The sequence below is a fragment of the Azospirillum brasilense genome (genome assembly GCF_005222205.1).
GTDB classification, from domain to species: Bacteria; Pseudomonadota; Alphaproteobacteria; order Azospirillales; family Azospirillaceae; genus Azospirillum; species Azospirillum brasilense_G.
Genome location: NZ_CP032345.1, coordinates 670804 through 688033 on the forward strand (window position 1 = coordinate 670804; position 17230 = coordinate 688033).

Annotated in this window: 18 protein-coding genes; 11 read left to right on the forward strand and 7 right to left on the reverse strand. The window is 68.8% G+C overall.

Annotated elements, in window-relative coordinates:
- The first annotated feature begins 444 nt into the window (after nt 1–444).
- The 3 genes from carA (at nt 445) to D3869_RS03345 (ending at nt 5272) form a co-directional block, all read left to right on the forward strand.
- Nucleotides 445–1620: a glutamine-hydrolyzing carbamoyl-phosphate synthase small subunit gene (carA, locus tag D3869_RS03335; RefSeq protein ID WP_094302954.1), complete on the forward strand. Its 1176-nt coding sequence runs from the start codon at nt 445–447 to the stop codon at nt 1618–1620.
- Between the two features lie 248 nt (nt 1621–1868).
- On the forward strand, nt 1869–4943 hold the full coding sequence (locus tag D3869_RS03340) for a response regulator (RefSeq protein ID WP_137138943.1): 3075 nt from the start codon (nt 1869–1871) through the stop codon (nt 4941–4943).
- Between the two features lie 23 nt (nt 4944–4966).
- On the forward strand, nt 4967–5272 hold the full coding sequence (locus D3869_RS03345; protein WP_247895705.1) for an HNH endonuclease: 306 nt from the start codon (nt 4967–4969) through the stop codon (nt 5270–5272).
- 16 nt (nt 5273–5288) lie between these two features.
- Here D3869_RS03345 and D3869_RS03350 read toward each other — a convergent pair whose 3' ends face one another.
- Nucleotides 5289–5954: a hypothetical protein gene (locus D3869_RS03350; protein ID WP_137138944.1), complete on the reverse strand. Its 666-nt coding sequence runs from the start codon at nt 5952–5954 to the stop codon at nt 5289–5291.
- Nucleotides 5955–6091: 137 nt separating this feature from the next.
- Nucleotides 6092–7339 carry a phosphoglycerate dehydrogenase gene (gene serA / locus D3869_RS03355; protein WP_137138945.1) on the reverse strand — a complete coding sequence of 416 codons (1248 nt, stop codon included), beginning with the start codon at nt 7337–7339 and terminating at the stop codon, nt 6092–6094.
- Between the two features lie 208 nt (nt 7340–7547).
- On the opposite strand from serA, the gene arsC reads away from it, so the two are divergent.
- Nucleotides 7548–7889 (forward strand): arsenate reductase (glutaredoxin), encoded by a 342-nt coding sequence (gene arsC, locus D3869_RS03360; RefSeq protein WP_014240928.1) that lies wholly within the window; start codon nt 7548–7550, stop codon nt 7887–7889.
- Complete coding sequence (gene prmB, locus D3869_RS03365) at nt 7890–8831, forward strand: 50S ribosomal protein L3 N(5)-glutamine methyltransferase (RefSeq protein WP_137138946.1); 942 nt, start codon at nt 7890–7892, stop codon at nt 8829–8831. It begins immediately after the preceding gene.
- 12 nt (nt 8832–8843) lie between these two features.
- On the opposite strand, the gene D3869_RS03370 is transcribed toward prmB, so the two are convergent.
- A complete protein-coding gene (locus D3869_RS03370; protein WP_137138947.1) occupies nt 8844–9434 on the reverse strand; it encodes a GNAT family N-acetyltransferase in 591 nt (196 codons plus the stop codon).
- Nucleotides 9435–9668: 234 nt separating this feature from the next.
- Here D3869_RS03370 and D3869_RS03375 point away from each other — a divergent pair, with 234 nt between their 5' ends.
- Entirely contained in the window at nt 9669–10007 is a 339-nt protein-coding gene (locus tag D3869_RS03375) for a hypothetical protein (protein WP_137138948.1), read from the forward strand.
- Between the two features lie 51 nt (nt 10008–10058).
- Here D3869_RS03375 and pssA read toward each other — a convergent pair whose 3' ends face one another.
- Nucleotides 10059–10967: a CDP-diacylglycerol--serine O-phosphatidyltransferase gene (pssA, locus tag D3869_RS03380; RefSeq protein WP_137138949.1), complete on the reverse strand. Its 909-nt coding sequence runs from the start codon at nt 10965–10967 to the stop codon at nt 10059–10061.
- Nucleotides 10964–11662: a phosphatidylserine decarboxylase gene (locus D3869_RS03385; RefSeq protein WP_114857496.1), complete on the reverse strand. Its 699-nt coding sequence runs from the start codon at nt 11660–11662 to the stop codon at nt 10964–10966. Before D3869_RS03385 ends, pssA begins: the two co-directional genes overlap by 4 nt.
- Before the next feature lie 127 nt (nt 11663–11789).
- Between D3869_RS03385 and D3869_RS03390 the strand changes: the two genes are divergently transcribed.
- Nucleotides 11790–12254: a hypothetical protein gene (locus D3869_RS03390; protein ID WP_014240935.1), complete on the forward strand. Its 465-nt coding sequence runs from the start codon at nt 11790–11792 to the stop codon at nt 12252–12254.
- A gap of 34 nt (nt 12255–12288) precedes the next feature.
- Here D3869_RS03390 and D3869_RS03395 read toward each other — a convergent pair whose 3' ends face one another.
- On the reverse strand, nt 12289–13353 hold the full coding sequence (locus tag D3869_RS03395) for a LysM peptidoglycan-binding domain-containing protein (protein ID WP_137138950.1): 1065 nt from the start codon (nt 13351–13353) through the stop codon (nt 12289–12291).
- Nucleotides 13354–13522: 169 nt separating this feature from the next.
- The gene (locus D3869_RS03400; RefSeq protein ID WP_137138951.1) at nt 13523–13747 is read right to left on the reverse strand and encodes a hypothetical protein; all 225 of its coding nucleotides are present in this window, start codon (nt 13745–13747) and stop codon (nt 13523–13525) included.
- Nucleotides 13748–13889: 142 nt separating this feature from the next.
- Between D3869_RS03400 and D3869_RS03405 the strand changes: the two genes are divergently transcribed.
- The 4 genes from D3869_RS03405 (at nt 13890) to D3869_RS03420 (ending at nt 17173) form a co-directional block, all read left to right on the forward strand.
- Nucleotides 13890–14474, forward strand: a complete 585-nt coding sequence (locus tag D3869_RS03405; RefSeq protein ID WP_137138952.1) for a TIGR00730 family Rossman fold protein — start codon at nt 13890–13892, stop codon at nt 14472–14474.
- Nucleotides 14475–14714: 240 nt separating this feature from the next.
- Complete coding sequence (locus D3869_RS03410) at nt 14715–15938, forward strand: NADP-dependent isocitrate dehydrogenase (RefSeq protein WP_137138953.1); 1224 nt, start codon at nt 14715–14717, stop codon at nt 15936–15938.
- A gap of 157 nt (nt 15939–16095) precedes the next feature.
- A complete protein-coding gene (locus D3869_RS03415; RefSeq protein WP_137138954.1) occupies nt 16096–16476 on the forward strand; it encodes an oxidoreductase in 381 nt (126 codons plus the stop codon).
- 88 nt (nt 16477–16564) lie between these two features.
- Nucleotides 16565–17173 (forward strand): exopolysaccharide biosynthesis protein, encoded by a 609-nt coding sequence (locus D3869_RS03420; protein ID WP_137138955.1) that lies wholly within the window; start codon nt 16565–16567, stop codon nt 17171–17173.
- Nucleotides 17174–17230 lie beyond the last annotated feature (57 nt).

Genomic DNA, 17230 nt, shown 5'->3' on the forward strand with positions numbered 1-17230 from the left:
CGTCAGGTGTGTTCAACAGGTCGAAACGATAACGGCCGCTCGGCAGCGTCCGCACCGTCTCCATCCGTGGGATGGCGCGGAAGACGCGACGCGAACCGGCAATATTCCTAAATTTGCGCCGGATTGCCACGTCAATTCCGAAGGGCCGATTTCCACCCCCCGCCAGCGCATTCCACAGCCCCTCCAAAGGCCAAGCCCCACCGGAGAAGCACGGCGATTATGCAAACGCGCCGCTGGAAATCGGGGTACCAATCGTCATATACGGTTGACCGGCTCACCCGTCCCGACTAATCGATCCAGGCTCAGACACCCGAACCGCAAGGAACCGGGATGGCGGGGCGCGGACCGACGACGACGCGTGCGCCCAGCGGGGCGGGACGCGGCGCCGACGCTCCGCAAGGCAGGAATATGTGGCCCGCGGCGGCTCTTGATAAGGTCTGAAGGATGGCTCAATCGACTCTCCCGGCGGGCGATGCCGGCGCTTACACCGGTGTCCTGGTTCTGGCCGACGGCACCGTCTTCAAGGGCCGAGGCATCGGTGCGGTGGGGGATTCGGTGGGCGAGGTGTGCTTCAACACCTCGATGACCGGCTATCAGGAAATCCTGACCGACCCCAGCTACGCCGGGCAGATCATCACCTTCACCTTTCCGCACATCGGCAACACCGGCGCCAACCCGGAAGACATCGAGACGGTGACCCCCGCCGCGCGCGGCCTGATCCTGCGCGCCGACGTCACCGATCCGTCGAACTGGCGCGCCACCCGCCATCTCGACGACTGGCTGAAGAGCTACGGGCTGGTCGGTCTGGCCGGGGTGGACACCCGCCGCCTGACCCGGCGCATCCGCGACCTGGGCGCCCCGAACGGCGTCGTCGCCCACGCGCCGGACGGCAAGTTCGACCTCGACGCGCTGGTCGCCAAGGCCAAGGGCTGGCCGGGGCTGGAGGGCATGGACCTCGCCAAGGACGTCTCCTGCCGCCAGACCTACGGCTGGGATGAGGGCGCCTGGACGCTCGGCGCCGGCTACGCCACGCAGGAGAGCCCGCGCTTCCACGTCGTGGCGATCGATTTCGGCGCCAAGCGCAACATCCTGCGCTGCCTCGCCGCGGCCGGCTGCAAGGTCACCGTGGTTCCGGGCACCGCCACGGTGGAAGAGGTGATGCGCCACAAGCCGGACGGCGTCTTCCTGTCGAACGGCCCCGGCGACCCCGCGGCCACCGGCGAATACGCCGTGCCGACGATCAAGGGCCTGCTGGACACCGGCCTGCCGATGTTCGGCATCTGCCTGGGCCACCAGATGCTCTCGCTGGCGCTCGGCGCCAAGACGAAGAAGATGCCGCTGGGCCACCGCGGCGCCAACCATCCGGTGAAGGACCTGGCCTCCGGCCGGGTGGAGATCACCAGCCAGAACCACGGCTTCGTGGTGATGGAGGAGACCCTGCCCGCCGACGCCGAGGTGACCCATGTCAGCCTGTTCGACGGCACCAACGAGGGCATCCGGTTGAAGAACAAGCCGGTCTTCTCGGTGCAGTACCACCCGGAGGCCTCGCCCGGCCCGCAGGACAGCCACTATCTCTTCGACCGCTTCGTGGCGCTGATGGACGGCAAGCAGCCGGCCTGACGCCCGGCGGACGCACCGACCGAAGACGAGAAGGGAGCCGCTTGCGGCTCCTTTTTCTTTTCACAAACACGGGGGCTACGCGCCCTTCGCTTTTCCGCTTCCGCCGACCTCATTCGATCGAATGGGTTGGCTGAGTTTTTACCCCCTTCGATAAAAACCCTGCTCCGTCAAAGGTGTGTCCTTTGCTGCCGGACTCTGCGATGGTTACGGACGCGTCCCTCGCCATGCATACCGGAGCATGACATCCCTTGCCTCTGCACGCTCAGGATGACAACGCACCCGCTGTGAACGATGGCGTGGCGGGCGACGACCGGCCCCATGCCGGCGGACTGTCGCTTCGCACGGGACTGGTGCTGCTGGTCATGGCGGCGCTGCTGCCGATGCTGGGCTTCGCCGGCTGGACGGTCTTCCGCATGGCCGAGACGCAGAGCGCCGCGATCGAGCGGTCCGGCCAGGATCTGGCCCGGACGCTGGCCGTCGCCATCGACCGGGAACTCATGGCGATGGAGACGGCGCTCCAGGTTCTCACCACCTCCCCCCACTTGGCGAAGGGCGATCTCGCAGCCTTCCACCGGCAGGCGATCGAGGTGCTCCAGCACAAGGGCTCCCGGCGCGAGGGCGTCCACATCGTGCTGAGCAACGCCCAAGGCCAGCAGTTGATCAACACGCGCCGCCCGTTCGGGGAGCCGCTTCCCCGCACCGCGGTGACGGGCCTCGTCCGGCGGACGGCGGACAGCGGTCAGACCCAGATTTCCGAGATCTTCATGGGCGTTGTCGCCCAACGTCCCCTGGTCGCCGTCGCGTTGCCGATCACGCGGAACGGACCCTCGGAGCATGTGCTTGCCATGAGCATCCCGACCGAGATGTTCATCGAGGTGCTGCGCCAGCAGAGCCTGCCGGAGGGATGGATCGCCGCCCTATGGGACCGGCAAGGAGTCGTCATCACCCGGACCGCGGCCTCCGACACCTTCACCGGCACGCCGATTTCAGCGGAGGTGTTCCGCCGGACCGCCTCGGCGAGTTCCGGGACCTTCACCGCCGTGGCGCGGGACGGCACGCCGCTGTTCAACGCCTTTGCCCGATCGGAGCTGTCGGGCTGGACCGTCGCCGTCGGTGTGCCGCAGACGCTGATCGCCGAGCCCATGCGCCGCTCGGTCGCGCTGGTGTTGTGCGGCGGCGGCATCCTGCTGCTGGTCAGTCTGGCGATGGCGCTGGTGGTCGGGCGGCGCATCGCCGATCCGGTCGCGGCGCTCGCCGGTTCCGCCCTGGCGCTGGGGCGCGACGGCCCGCATGCTTCGCCGGTGATGACCGCGCCCACGCCGATCCGCGAGGTCAACGCGGTGGCCGGCGCGCTGAACCGGGCGGCCCGCCGCCTGCGCGACAGCGAGGCGCAGCAGCGGCTGGTGATGGAGGTCGTCGGGCTGGGGGTCTGGCGTTTCGACACGCGCAGCCGCCGCTTCCACGGGTCGGACCACACCGCGGCCCTGCTGGGCGTTCCGGTGCTCGACGGTGCTTCTGTCGAATCCTGGATCCGCAACGTCGCGGCGGACCACCGCAACGCCATCCGCGCCGCCCTCTTCCGCGACGACCCGTCGAAGGGCGAGCTGGAAGCGGAGTTCCCCGTCGGGTCGCCCGACGGTCAGGTGCGCTGGCTGGCCATGCGCGGGTCCTGCCTGACCGACCCGGACGGCACCACCCGCGCCGTCGGCATCCTGGAGGACGTGACGGAGCGGCGGCGCGCCCATGAGATGCAGCTGGGCGAGCTGGTGGACCGCCACGCCTCCGACCGCCGCCTGTTCGCCGCGATCATCGAAAGCTCCACCGACCTGATCGTCGCGGTGGACCAGGAGTGCCGCTACATCCTCTTCAACGGCGCCTACCAGCGGGAGGTCGAGGCTCTGTACGGCCACCGTCCGGCCATCGGCCAGCGCCTGCTGGAGATGATGGATCATCTGCCCACCGCACAGATCACCATGGAGTCGTTGTGGAGCCGCGCGCTCGGCGGGGAGCGCTTCACCATCGTGGAGGAGCTGGGCGACCCCACGGTGCAGCGCAAACGCTACGAGATGGCCTTCGGCACCATCCTGGACTCCAGCGGTCGGCGCATCGGCGCCTATCACGTCGGCCGTGACGTCGAGGAGCGGGAGCGCACCGGCCAAGCCCTGCGCGAGATCGAGGAGACGCTGCACCAGGCCCGCAAGATGGAGGCGATCGGCCAGCTCACCGGCGGCATCGCCCATGACTTCAACAACCTGCTCCAGGCCATCGGGACCTCCCTCTACCTGCTGCGCACCGCCGGCGAAGGCGGTGGGTCCTCCCATCCCCAGGCCCTGGACATGGCGGAGAAGGCGGTGGAGCGCGGCGCCACCCTGACCCAGCACCTCCTGGCCTTCTCCCGCCGGCAGCGGCTGGAGCCAAAGACGGTGGACGTCGGCGCCCTGGTCACCGGCATGGGCGGGCTGCTGGAGCGCACTCTGGGCGGTACCACCCGCATCGTCACCGAGACCGACCCCAGCCTGTGGCCGGCGCGGGTCGATCCGAACCAGCTCGAAATGGCCATCCTCAACCTCGCCATCAACGCGCGGGATGCCATGACCGCGGGCGGCACCCTGACCATCCGCACCGGCAATTGCCCGGACGACATGGAGGGACGGCCGCTCGATCTCGCCGCCGGGGACTGCGTGTCCATCGCCGTCGCCGACACCGGCAGCGGGATGAGCGAGGAAACGGCGGCCCGCGCCTTCGAACCCTTCTTCACGACGAAGGGGGTCGGGCACGGCACCGGCCTGGGCCTGTCGATGGTGCACGGGCTGGCCGCGCAATCCGGCGGGACGGTGGTGCTGACGACCCGGCTGGGCAGCGGCACGACGGTAACGCTCTATCTGCCGCGAGCCGACGCCGAGGAGGACGCGGGCCAGGACGCCGCGCTTCCCGCCGCCGTCCAGTCCCCGCCCCGCCCCGCCACCATCCTGCTGGTGGAGGACGAGGCTTTGGTCCGGATGGCGACCGCAACGGTTCTGGAGCAGTCCGGTTTCCGCATCATGGAGGCGTCGAGCGGCCCCGACGCGCTGGACGCCTTCGCCCGCGATCCGGAGGTGGACCTCGTGCTGACCGATTACGCGATGCCCGGCATGACGGGGCTGGAGCTGGTGCGGGAGCTGCGCGCCCGGCGCCCCGGCCTGCCGGTCCTGATGGTCACCGGCTACGCGGAGATCCAACGCGCCTCGGCCCTGGACGGGCTGCCCATCCTGCAGAAGCCCTATCAGGCCAACGAGCTGGTCGCGCGCATCCGCGCCGCTCTGCCCGCGGCGCCCTCCGCCTGACGGCCGCCACCCGAACGGACGCCATGCCGCATCCGCCCTCGTTCCATCCGCCTTGCCCACTCTGCGGCCGCCCGATGGTGCCCGGCCCCAGCCTGAACGAGCATCATCTGATCCCGCGCACCTACGGCGGACGGGACACCGTGACCATGCACCGCATCTGCCACGCCAAGATCCACGCGGTGCTGAGCGAGGCGGAGTTGCGCGACCACTACCACACCATCGCCAGCCTGCGCGCCCACCCGGACATCGCCGCCTTCCTGCGCTGGGTGTCCCGCAAGCCGCCGGAATTCATCGACCGCCACGCCTCCGGGCGCGGGCGCCGGCGGTGACGCAGCCGCCAATGGGTCAGACGCGCCCGAGGTAGCGGTTGATCTCGCCGTTGCAGGATTGGCTGATGCGCTCGTATTCGGCCGGGGTGTCGATGCGGGCTTGGCGCGCGTTGCGCTCGCGCCCGAATTCCTCCATCAGCTGGCGCATCGCCGCCTTGATCGGTTGCTCGATCGCCGCCATGACCTGCCGCTCGGAGCGGCCCTGGACCGGGCGGGCACGGCCGACCACATCCTCCAGCCGGCGCTTCAGGACCGGCACATACTCGCGCAGAAGCTGCTCATCCACCGTGACGTGCCGCATCTCGTGGGCCAGCACCTCGCCATGGATGCAACTGCCCTGCGGCAGCTCGCGGGCGACGTAGACGGTCCGCTCGTCGTAGCCGAAGGTGACGGTCAGGGTCTGCGCCGCGCCGCAATAGCGGCCCTGCCCCAGCGACGCCGTCATGACGCCGGCCTGCCATTGCTGATTGTATTGGATCGCCGCCAGCCCCAGCGTGTGGGAATTGGCGGTCCGCCCCGCGACGGGCCGCCGCCCCGGTTTCTGGGCCAGTTGGCGGATCGACTGGCTGTAGTCGGTGCGCAGCGGGGCGATCTGCAGATCGAGGATCACGCGGGCCGGCGCGAAGTCCGGACAGGCGGCGATCCCGTTCTGGGCGACCGCGGTTTGCGCGGCCGCGGGCACCGTGAAGCAAAGCCCTCCCCCACCCAGGCACAGGAGCGTCAGGAGGCCGGCGCGCAGACGCGGTCGAAAGGGGCAGAGGGTCATTCCGCCTATGTCGGTGCGGCCCCAGCCGACGGCAAGGGCCGCGTCGCCCGACCTCAGCGCTTGCCCGGATAGAGGAAGCGGGCCTTCAGCGTGCCCTCGATGGCGCGCAGGTCGCTCGCCACCTCGTTCTCGTCCACGTCGCCGTCGACATCCACCACGACGTAGCCCAGCTCCGGGTCGGTCTGGAGATACTGCGCGGCGATGTTCAGGTTGCGGCCCGAGAACACCTCGTTGATCTTGCGCAGCACGCCCGGACGGTTCTCGTGGACGTGCAGGAAGCGGGTGGAGCCGGCGTGGACCACCGGCAGGCCGACCTGCGGGAAGTTCACGGCGCCCATGGTCGAGCCGTTGTCCGAATACTCGATCAGCTTCTGCGACACCTCGGTGCCGATGTTGGCCTGCGCCTCCATCGTCGAGCCGCCGATGTGCGGGGTCAGGATGACGTTGTCGAGCCCGCGCAGCGCGCTCTCGAACACCTCCTTGTCGCCTCCCGGCTCCTTCGGGAACACGTCGATGGCGGCACCCAGCAGATGCTTGTCCCTCAGGGCGGCGGCCAGCGCCTCGATCATCACGACCTTGCCGCGGGCGGCGTTGATCAGGTGGGCGCCCTTCTTCATGGCGCGGATCTGCGCCTCGCCGATCATGTCGCGGGTCTGCGGCGTGTCGGGAACGTGCAGGGTCACCACGTCGGAGACCGCCAGCAGTTCCTCCAGCGAGTGGCAGGGCTGGGCGTTGCCGAGCGCCAGCTTGTTCACGACGTCGTAGTAGCGGACCTTCATGCCCATCGATTCGGCCATGATCGACACCTGGGTGCCGATGTGGCCGTAGCCGACGATGCCCAGCGTCTTGCCGCGGATCTCGTAGCTGTCCTTGGCCGACTTCATCCAGCCGCCGCCATGCACGAGGTTCGACTTCGAGAAGATGCCGCGCATCAGCATGATGATCTCGCCGATCACCAGCTCCGCCACCGACCGGGTGTTCGAATAGGGCGCGTTGAAGACCGGGATGCCGAGTCGGCGCGCGGCCTTCAGATCGACCTGATTGGTGCCGATGCAGAAGCAGCCGACGCTGAACAGGCGGGTCGCGGCTTCCAGCACCTTGGCGGTCAGATGGGTGCGCGAGCGGATGCCCAGCATGTGGACGGACCCGATGCGCTCCAGCAGCTCCGATTCGTCCAGCGCGTGCGGCAGACGCTCCACGGTGGCGTAGCCGCCATGCGCCAACTCGTTGATGGCGTTGTCGTGAACGCCTTCGAGCAGCAGGATGTTGATCTTGTCCTTGGAGAGCGAGAGCTTCGTCACGGCCGGAATCCGTCGAAATGAATGGCCCCGCACGCGGCGGGCCGCCAATAATGCGAGCGCGCAAGGTAATGCCAAGCGCCGGCCTTGTCACGCGAGGGATGTTGCGCTGCCGCCGCCATTCCGCATGGCGGGTTGGCGCCGCACGCGGAGCGGGTGTATTGCTGCCACCGACAAAGCCATGGCTGGGAAGAGCGAGGGAAACACCGGGATGAGCGACGTCACCATCTACCACAACCCGCGCTGCACCAAGTCGCGCCAGACGCTGGAGCTTCTGAGGTCCAGGGGCGTCGAGCCCACCGTCGTGGAGTATCTGAAGACCCCGCCCGGCCCGGCGGAGCTGAAGGCCATCCTGGCCAAGCTGGGCAAGGGTCCCCGCGACATCCTGCGCGCCAAGGAGGCGGCGGAGGCCGGGATCGCCAAGGATCTCGACGGCGACGCCCTGATCGACGCATTGTCCGCCAACCCCGCCGCCATCGAGCGGCCCATCGTCGTCACGGGCGACAAGGCCCGCGTGGGCCGCCCGCCGGAAAGCGTTCTGGAGATCCTGTAAGTGACCAAGCCCGCCCTGGACCTCACCCCCGCCGACGCGGCGACCGAGCTGCGCACCGTCCGCGACCTGATCCGCTACGGCGTCAGCCGCTTCAATGAGGCCGACCTGGATTACGGCCACGGCACCACCAACGCCCATGACGAGGCGGTGTTCATGGTGCTGGAAGGGTTGAGCCTGCCCATCGACCAGCTCGACCCCTATGTGGACGCCCGGCTGACCCTGGCGGAGCGCCGCAAGGTCGCCGACCTGCTGCACGCCCGCGTGGAGACGCGCAAGCCGGCGTCCTACCTGCTGAACAAGGCCTACATCCAGGGCATCCCCTTCTATGTGGACGAGCGGGTGATCGTGCCGCGCTCCTACATCGGGGAAATCCTGTTCTCCGACCTGATCGGCGGCGACGACTTCACGCTGGTGGAGGACCCGACCGAGGTCGAGCGGGTGCTCGACCTCTGCACCGGCTCCGGCTGCCTCGCCATCCTGGCCGCGCAGATCTTCCCGGAGGCCCATGTGGACGCGGTGGACCTGTCCGCCGACGCGCTGGAGGTGGCCAGGCGCAACGTCGCCGACAGCGGGTTCGAGGACCGCATCGCCCTGCACCACGGCGACCTGTTCGCGCCGCTGAAGAACCGCAAGTACGACGTCATCATCACCAACCCGCCCTATGTGGACGCCGAGGCGATGGCCAACCTGCCGCCGGAATTCCGCCATGAGCCGCAGATGGCCCTGGCGTCGGGCGAGGACGGGCTGGACATCGTGCGCCGCATCCTGAAAGAGGCGCCCAAGCACCTGACTCCGGAGGGCGGCCTGCTCTGCGAGTTCGGCACCGGCCGGGAGATCCTGGAGGCCGAGTATCCGGACCTCGACTTCTTCTGGGTCGAGACCGCCAACAGCTTCGGCGAGGTCTTCTGGCTGACCCGCGACCAGCTGAAGCCGGGCCGGTAACTAGACCGCTGATCAGATCGGGCGCCGGAGCAGCACGCTTCCCCCCTGGTGCGGCAGACGCTCGTGCCAGGGGATGTCGGCGCGGCCGATCTCGGCGAAGCCTTCCTTGGCGTAGAGTTGGCGGGCGTCGGCGTTGTCGGCCCAGACATGCAGCGTCACCCGGTCGAACCGGCCGCGCCGCGCCCGTTCATAGACCCAGGCGAGAAGCCGGGAGGCGATGCCGCGGCGGCGCCACGCCGGATCCACGGCCAGCGCCGACAGGAAGTAGCTGCCCCAGTCGTGCACCCGGTTGAAATCCTCCATGTGGGCCAGCCGGTCGGCGGGCAGTCCGGTGTAGTCCTGGGTCTTGATCCAGTCCACGGGATAGGCGTGGACGATCCCGACGATGCGCCCCGCCGCCTCCGCCACGCCCGAATGGCGGTGGGAGAAGGACCCCGACGTGCCCGCCAGCCCCGGCACCAGCATCTCCGCCGCCGTCTGGCCGGGCACCAGCCCGTCGAGCAGGAACTCGTAGACACCGCCGCCGGCCATGTCGATCAGCCGCGCCAAGTCCGGCGCGTCGTCCGGCTCGGCCGGGCGGATGTGAATGCCGTTGTCGTTCATGACCCGCGTTTCCAGTTGACTGCGCTTGTGCCCCTCCCCGGGGGCGGGAGAGGGAATTTCCTGACTCCATTGACCATGGCCGCCCATCGCCCTATCCTGACGCCCATGATGGACCGTCACCTTACCCTGGGTCTGCGAATTAGCAGCCCGGTTCTCCTGTGAGAGCCGGGGTTTTCGCGCGTCTGCAGGTCTGACCCTGCACTCATCGACTCAAGACCAAGGTAAGAGCGACCCATGTCCACCGTCACGTTGTCCACCGTCACGCTGGCGGCGCCCGCCGCCGAATCTCGTCCGACCGATCCGAACCGCCTCGTCCGCTTCGCCGTGCAGGCCGACGCCGATCCCGGCAGCCTGCCCCGCGTGCTGGAGCTGTTCGCCAAGCGCGGCCTCGTCCCCCTGTCGCTGAACAGCCGCCTGCTGGGCGAGACGCTCACCGTCGAGGTCGAAATGGCCGGCATGGTCGCTGCGGAGTCGAACCATGTCGGCAATTGCCTGCGCCAGATCCCGATGGTCCTGACGGTCGCCGTGACCGAACGGACCCTGCCGCTGGACCTGCCCGCCGCCGCCGAGTGACGGCAACGGCGGGCCTGCCGCTCAGTCGTTGGCCATTCAGTCGTTGGCCATTCAGTCGTTGGCCGTCTTCGTGACGTCGGCCGTCTTTGCGGCTTCCGACGAGGACGGCACGTCCGGAGTGGCGGGCGCGGGTTCCTCCGCCGGCGTCTCCTCCGTCTCCTTCATCAGCTGGGCGGCCTGCTGCAGCTTGCGGAACTGCGCCACCGAGAAGGGCAGGCTCGCCAGATAGGCCAGCCCGAGGAAGGCGAGCGTCCACCAGGGCTGGCTGACCAGCGAGGCGGCGAGCAGGCCGACGCCGACCAGACCCGGCACCACATACTGGGTCGGCACCCGCATGCCCTTGAAGGAGAAGGTCGGCAGCGTGCTGACCATCAGCCCGCCCATCGCCAGCGTCCAGGGCACCACGACGGCCGGGTGGCCGGCGATGTCCGGCCCGGCCTCGAAGCCGATGACCATGGGAAGGATGGCCAGACCGGCGCCCGCCGGGGCGGGAACGCCGGTGAAGTAGTTGAAGGCCCAGGGCGGCAGGTCGACGTCCAGGCGTGAGTTGAAGCGGGCCAGCCGCAGCGCCGCGCAGACCGCGTAGGCCATGGCGGCGATCCAGCCCAGGCTGCCGGCGCCGTTCAGCGCCCACAGATACATCATGAAGGCGGGGGCCACGCCGAAGCTGATGACGTCGGACAGGCTGTCCAGCTCCGCGCCGAACTTGCTCTGCCCGTTCAGCAGGCGGGCGATCCGTCCGTCCAGCGCGTCGAAGATCGCCGCGATGACGATGCAGACGACCGCCTGCTCCCACCGCTCGTGCATGGCGAAGCGGATGGCCGTCAGGCCGGAGCACAGCGCCAGCACCGTCAGCACGTTGGGCAGAAGATGGTTGATCGACAACCCCTTCAGCCGCGGATGCGGGCGGCGCGCCCGGCGCTTGCGGAACACTGCCGGCTTGAAGACCGGACGCTTCATCGGCGGACATCCCCCTGCCGTTGCGGTTCGGTGGCGGTCAGGTCGGCCAGCACGGTCTCGCCGCCGATCGCCGTCTGCCCGACGCAGACCAGCGGAACCACGCCGTCCGGCAGATAGACGTCGGTGCGGCTGCCGAATCGGATCAGGCCGAACCGCTCGCCCGCCTTGACCTCCTGGCCGGCCTTCACCCAGTAGAGGATGCGGCGGGCGACGAGGCCGGCGATCTGCACATAGGCGATCTCACGCCCGTCGGGAAGGCGGTGGCGGAAGGCGGCGCGCTCGTTCTCCTCGCTGGCCTTGTCCAGCGCGGCGTTCACGAAGGTGCCCTTGTGATACTCCGCCGCGACCACCGTTCCGTCCGCCGGCACGCGGTTGACGTGCACGTTGAAGACGTTGAGGAAAATGCTGACGCGGGTCAGCGGCGTGTCGCCCATGCCCAGCTCCGGCGGCGGAACCGCGGGAACGATCATGGTCACGCGCCCGTCGGCGGGGCTGACCAGCAGGCCGGGGCGCGTCGGCGTCACGCGATCGGGATCGCGGAAGAAATACACGCACCACAGGGTGAGCACGAGACCCAGCCAGCCCAGCGGCTTCGCCACGGCAAGCCCGAGAATCAGGGAGACCACGGCGAAGGCGGCGATGAAGGGCCAGCCGGCGCGGTGGATCGGAACGACTACGGTGTTGAGGGCGGACATCGCCGGTTACTTCAGCCTCGGATCGTTGGAGCGGCGCATTCTAGACAGCATCCCCCGCCCTTTACAGAATTTTAGCAGGGAAGGTGGAGAGTGACGCCACCGACACCACAGGAATGAGCGAGCCCCCGTGTCCGTTCCCGCCGCCCGCCTTCAGGCCATGCCGTCGCTCGCGCAGGTCTCGCAGACCGCCCTGCCCTTCAGCCCCGACACCTTCGTGATGACCCCCGAAGGCGTGCTGGGCATCGCCCAGCCTCCGCGTCCGGCGCGGCTGCACTTCATGGCCGACGGGCTGCCCTTCAGCATCGCCGTGGGCTTCGACGGGGAGAAATCGCGCTCGCAGGTGTGGGCGGAGATCGGCCACATCCCCTACACCGCCCAGTCGCCGGAGCGGCGCCGCCAACTCCTGGCGATCCTGCGCGGCATCCAGGACCGCCGGGGCACCCGCTTCCTCGTCCAGGAGGGCCAGAAGATCCTGCTGTTCTCCGAAGCGGAGTTCGAGGGGCAGGCGACGCCGGAGGATCTGATCCACCAGACGGTGGTCGCGCTCCAGCAGGCGCGCCCCTTCCTGCGCCTGCTCGCTCCTTATCTCTAAGACCCGGTTCGAAAAAAGCTCAGTTCGAAAAAGCTCAGTTCGAAACCGGCAGCGCGAAGATCTGGCCGGGATAGATGAGATCCGGGTCGCGGATCTGGCCGCGGTTGGCCTCGTAGATCAGCGTGTACTGCACGCCGTGCCCGTAGGTGGAGCGGGCGATCCGCCACAGGCTGTTGCCGGGCTGGACGACCATCGACCGGCCGTCCGGCAGGCTGGCCGGAACCTCCGACACCTGAACCGGCAGTTCGACGCGGGCGGTGACCTTGCCCGAGTCGGTGACCTGATCGGCGCGCAGCGTGTAGACGCCCGGCGGCACGGCCCGTTCCGGACGCAGCCGCCACTGGCCGTTCGGGTCGGTGTGGGCGCTGCCGACCAGCAGATTGTCGAGATAGAGCTGCACGGCGCTTCCCGGCTGCGCGCGGCCGCCCATGGCGACCTGCCCCGAGGCGTCGTAATCCATGCTTTCCAGCGACACGCCCCCCGGCGGCGGCGGGGCCGCCACGCCGCGGGTCGCCGGGGCGGCGGGACCCTTCGGGGCCTGCAGGATCGTGCTGCCCAGCCCGTCGCGCGGCACAGCCACGGCCAGCGGACCTGTGGGCGCTTCCGAAGACGCGCCGCCGGTGGCGGGCGGCGGCTCGGGCACGACGACGACGACGACGCGCTCCGCCGGAACCGGCTCGGCGTCGGGGGCCGCCTTCTCCGACAGGCTCAGTTCTCGGGCGCCGGGGGTCAGGGGCTGGTCGGGAAGGAGGACCCATTCGCCGCGCGCGTCGGCGTTGACGGAGCCGAGCGCGCGCTCCCCGTCATGGACGGTCACCGACGAGCCCGGCGTGGCGCGGCCGGCCATCACGGTGGCGCCGTCCGGGGAGACGCGCACGATGTCGAAGCGCGGACCGGCGGGCTCCTCCGCGGCTTTCGCCGGGGCGGGCGCGGTGGCCGGCGGCTTGGCCGGGGCCACGCTGCCCAGCGCGACGGTCGTTCCAGACCCGGCCGTTCCGGCGCGGGAGCCCGGCGCGGGCGCCGGATCGATGGCCACATACGCGACCGCGGCAGCGGCGATCACCGCCGCCGCACCGCCGAACAGGAGAGCTTGCTTCACCGGAGCACCGCCGCATCATTGCCGGCGGACACGCCGGCTTGCGGCAGGATAGCAGATTGCGGCGGCGGAACTGAACACCGCCGATGGAGCAGACGCCTAGCCGCATCGGGACCGGCCCACCGCCTTCGCGCCGCCGGGCGGGGCGGTTCCCCCGCCGACCTCTCCGGACTCACTTCTCCAGCTTGGCGACCGTCTCGGAATGGCGGCCGGAGGACAGGTCGCCCGAGGACATGTCGGCCGCGGAGACGCTGGTTTCCGCAGCCCGAACCGTCGTGGCGCCGCCCGCGTTCGCCTTGCCCCCGCCGGTCAGGAAGCCGATCCCGCCGCCGAAGCCGAGGAACAGGAACGTGGCCACCGAAATGGCGGCCAGGGCGTTGACGACGCGCGAATCCATAATGATCCCTCCCGATGGGCTGAAGTCCGATGTCCGGGTAGACGCCGCCCCGGCTTTGCTATTCCCTTGCTTTAGGTGACCCCGCCGGACGCACCGGAACAGTCACCGGAACGTGTACCCAACCGGCGAGAAAGGGTGAGCGATGAAAGCCCTGAATTCCGTCTGCGTCTATTGCGGCTCATCCAGCCGCGTCGCCGCTGTCCACAAGGAGGCCGCCCATATGTTGGGCGACGGACTCGCCCGGCGGGGCATCCAGCTCGTCTACGGCGGCGGGCGGGTCGGGCTGATGGGCATCGCCGCCGACGCGGCACTCGCCGCCGGGGGGCAGGTGGTCGGCATCATCCCGGAGCACATCCAGTCCGCCGAGATCGAGCACACCGGCCTGACCGAACTGCACGTCGTCGACAGCATGCACACCCGCAAGCGCATGATGGTCGACCGGGCCGACGCCTTCGTCGTGCTGCCGGGTGGCCTCGGCACGCTGGACGAGGCGTTCGAGACATTGACCTGGAAACAGTTGGGCCTGCACGACAAGCCGGTGGTGATCGCGGATGTGGACGGTTACTGGCGCCCCCTGCTCGGCCTGATCGACCATACGGTGGCGCAGGGTTTCACCCAGCCGGCGCACCGCGCGCTGTACACCGTCGTCGATGACGTGGACGACGTGTTTGCCGCGCTGGCCTATGAACCGGAGCCCACGTTGAAGATTCCCACACAAAAGCTCTGAAAAGGCCAAGTGGTAGGACCAGATCGCGCAAATTGCGCCGTTTTCAGCGCGATATCGTCTGTTTTGATGCCCCGCGGTCCTTTCTTTCGGCGGTGCCCCGGTGCTATATAACCGCCATCCGTTTCCGTCCGGGGAACCGGGGCCCGTCTTCGGATGGACGCCCCGGCCCGTGCCCTCGCACAGCGCGCCCGGCGTCCAAGCATAAGACAACCCCTACCCGTTCGGGGAGAACTCGCACCCATGACGAAGATCAAGGTAGCCAATCCGGTCGTCGAACTCGACGGCGACGAGATGACGCGCATCATCTGGCAGTTCATCAAGGACAAGCTGATCCTGCCGTACCTCGACATCGAGCTGAAGTACTACGATCTCGGCATCGAGAACCGCGACAAGACCGACGACCGGGTGACGGTCGAATCGGCCAACGCGATCAAGCAGTACGGCGTCGGCGTCAAGTGCGCGACCATCACCCCGGACGAGGCGCGGGTGACCGAGTTCAGCCTCAAGAAGATGTGGAAGTCGCCGAACGGCACGATCCGCAACATCCTGGGCGGCACCGTCTTCCGCGAGCCGATCGTCTGCTCCAACGTTCCGCGCTACGTTCCGGGCTGGACCAAGCCGATCATCATCGGCCGTCACGCCTTCGGCGACCAGTACAAGGCCACCGACTTCGTCGTTCCCGGCAAGGGCAAGCTGACGATCAAGTGGGTGCCGGAAGGCGGCGGCGAGCCGATCGAGCACGAGGTCTATGATTTCCCCGGCGGCGGCGTCGCCATGGGCATGTACAACCTGGACGAGTCGATCGAGGGCTTCGCCCACTCCAGCTTCATGTACGGCCTGGAGCGCGGCTACCCGGTCTACCTGTCCACCAAGAACACGATCCTCAAGGCCTATGACGGGCGCTTCAAGGACATCTTCCAGAAGGTGTTCGACGAGCATTACGCCGCCCAGTTCAAGGCCAAGGGCCTCGTCTACGAGCACCGCCTGATCGACGACATGGTCGCCTCGGCCCTGAAGTGGGAAGGCGGCTTCGTGTGGGCCTGCAAGAACTACGACGGCGACGTGGAGTCGGACGTCGTGGCGCAGGGCTTCGGCTCGCTGGGCCTGATGACCTCGGTGCTGATCACGCCGGACGGCAAGACCGTCGAGGCGGAGGCCGCCCACGGCACGGTGACCCGCCACTACCGCGAGCACCAGAAGGGCAAGGAGACCTCCACCAACCCGATCGCCTCGATCTACGCCTGGACGCAGGGTCTGGCCTACCGCGGCAAGTTCGACAACACGCCGGACGTCGTGAAGTTCGCCGAGACGCTGGAGCGCGTCTGCGTCGAGACCGTCGAGTCGGGCTTCATGACCAAGGATCTCGCGATCCTCATCGGTCCGGAGCAGCCCTGGCTGACCACCAAGCAGTTCCTCGACAAGCTGGACGAGAACCTGCAGAAGAAGATGGCCGCCTGGGCGTAACGCGACGTCCGCGTCAGGTGCGACGACGCGTCCCGGTCAAACGGGACGCCCGGTCGATGTAAGGTTGCGGCGGGGAGTTTCGGCTCCCCGCTTTTTTCTTGCCCGCGCGGCCTGGACGGCGACGCGGACCTGACGAACCGGAATTCGAGACTTTCCCATGGCCAAGGACATCTTCCGCATCGCCGTGATCGGCGCCGGCGAAACCGGAACGCCCCTGCTGACGCAGCTTCTGGACGCACCCTTCGTCGAGATCCTCGGCGTTGCCGACCTCGACGCCGAGGCGCCCGGCATGCGGCTCGCCCGCGCGCGCGGCGTCGCCACCACCACCGATTTCATGGACCTCGCCCGGCTCGGCGCGGCGGTGGATGTGCTGATCGACGTGACCGGGGTGCCGAAGGTGCGCGAGGCGCTGCGCCAGCACATGCAGGACAGCGGCAACACCCACACGCTGATCGTCCACGAGATGCTGGTGCAGCTGATGCTGTCGCTGCTGAGCGGCCGTCTCGTGCAGGTGAAGCACGAGGTCGAGGAGTACTGACCCCCACCGGTGTTCCGCCCCCTTTCCTGCGAGCCGCCGCGCCACCACATCCACGCGGCGACCAGGGAACAGGGAATTGGAACAGGACATGGACACGAAGGACCCGGCTCGGGCGTCCGCGCTGCTCAAACGGCTGCACGGACGCATGACCGGCGACAAGCCATCGCTGGGCGAGGTGCTGGGCCATCTCGGCGACCGCGCGCCGGGCTTTCTGCTGCTGGCGCTGGCGATCCCGGCCGTGGTTCCGACGCCGGGGCTGCCGGCGGGGATGATCTTCGGCACGGTGCTGGCGCTGGTGGCGATCCAGATGATCGTCGGCCGCGACCGGCTGGAGGTGCCGGGCTGGATCGGGCGGCGTCGCGTCGCCCGCAGCACGCTTGAAAAGATCGTTGAGAAGGGAACGCCGCTGGTGGAGCGGTTGGAGGCCCGGCTGCGGACGCGCTGGCCATCCCTGACTCACCGGGGCGTGCTGCGGCCGCTGGGCCTTTTCGTGCTGATGATGGGAATCCTGATCGCCCTGCCCATCCCGTTCGGCAACACCCTGCCCGGCTTGGCGGTGCTGGTCATCGCGCTGGGGCTGATCGTGAAGGACGGTCTGGCGGTCGCCGCCGGCCTCGGTCTCGGCGTGGCGGCGGCGGGTGTCTCGGCGATGCTGATCGCCGGAAGCTGGTGGGCGATCACCGCGGCGCCCATTTGATCGGCGCCGATCCGGAAGCGGTCGTTCCGGAGGCCGTGTCGGGCGGGCGCCCGCGTG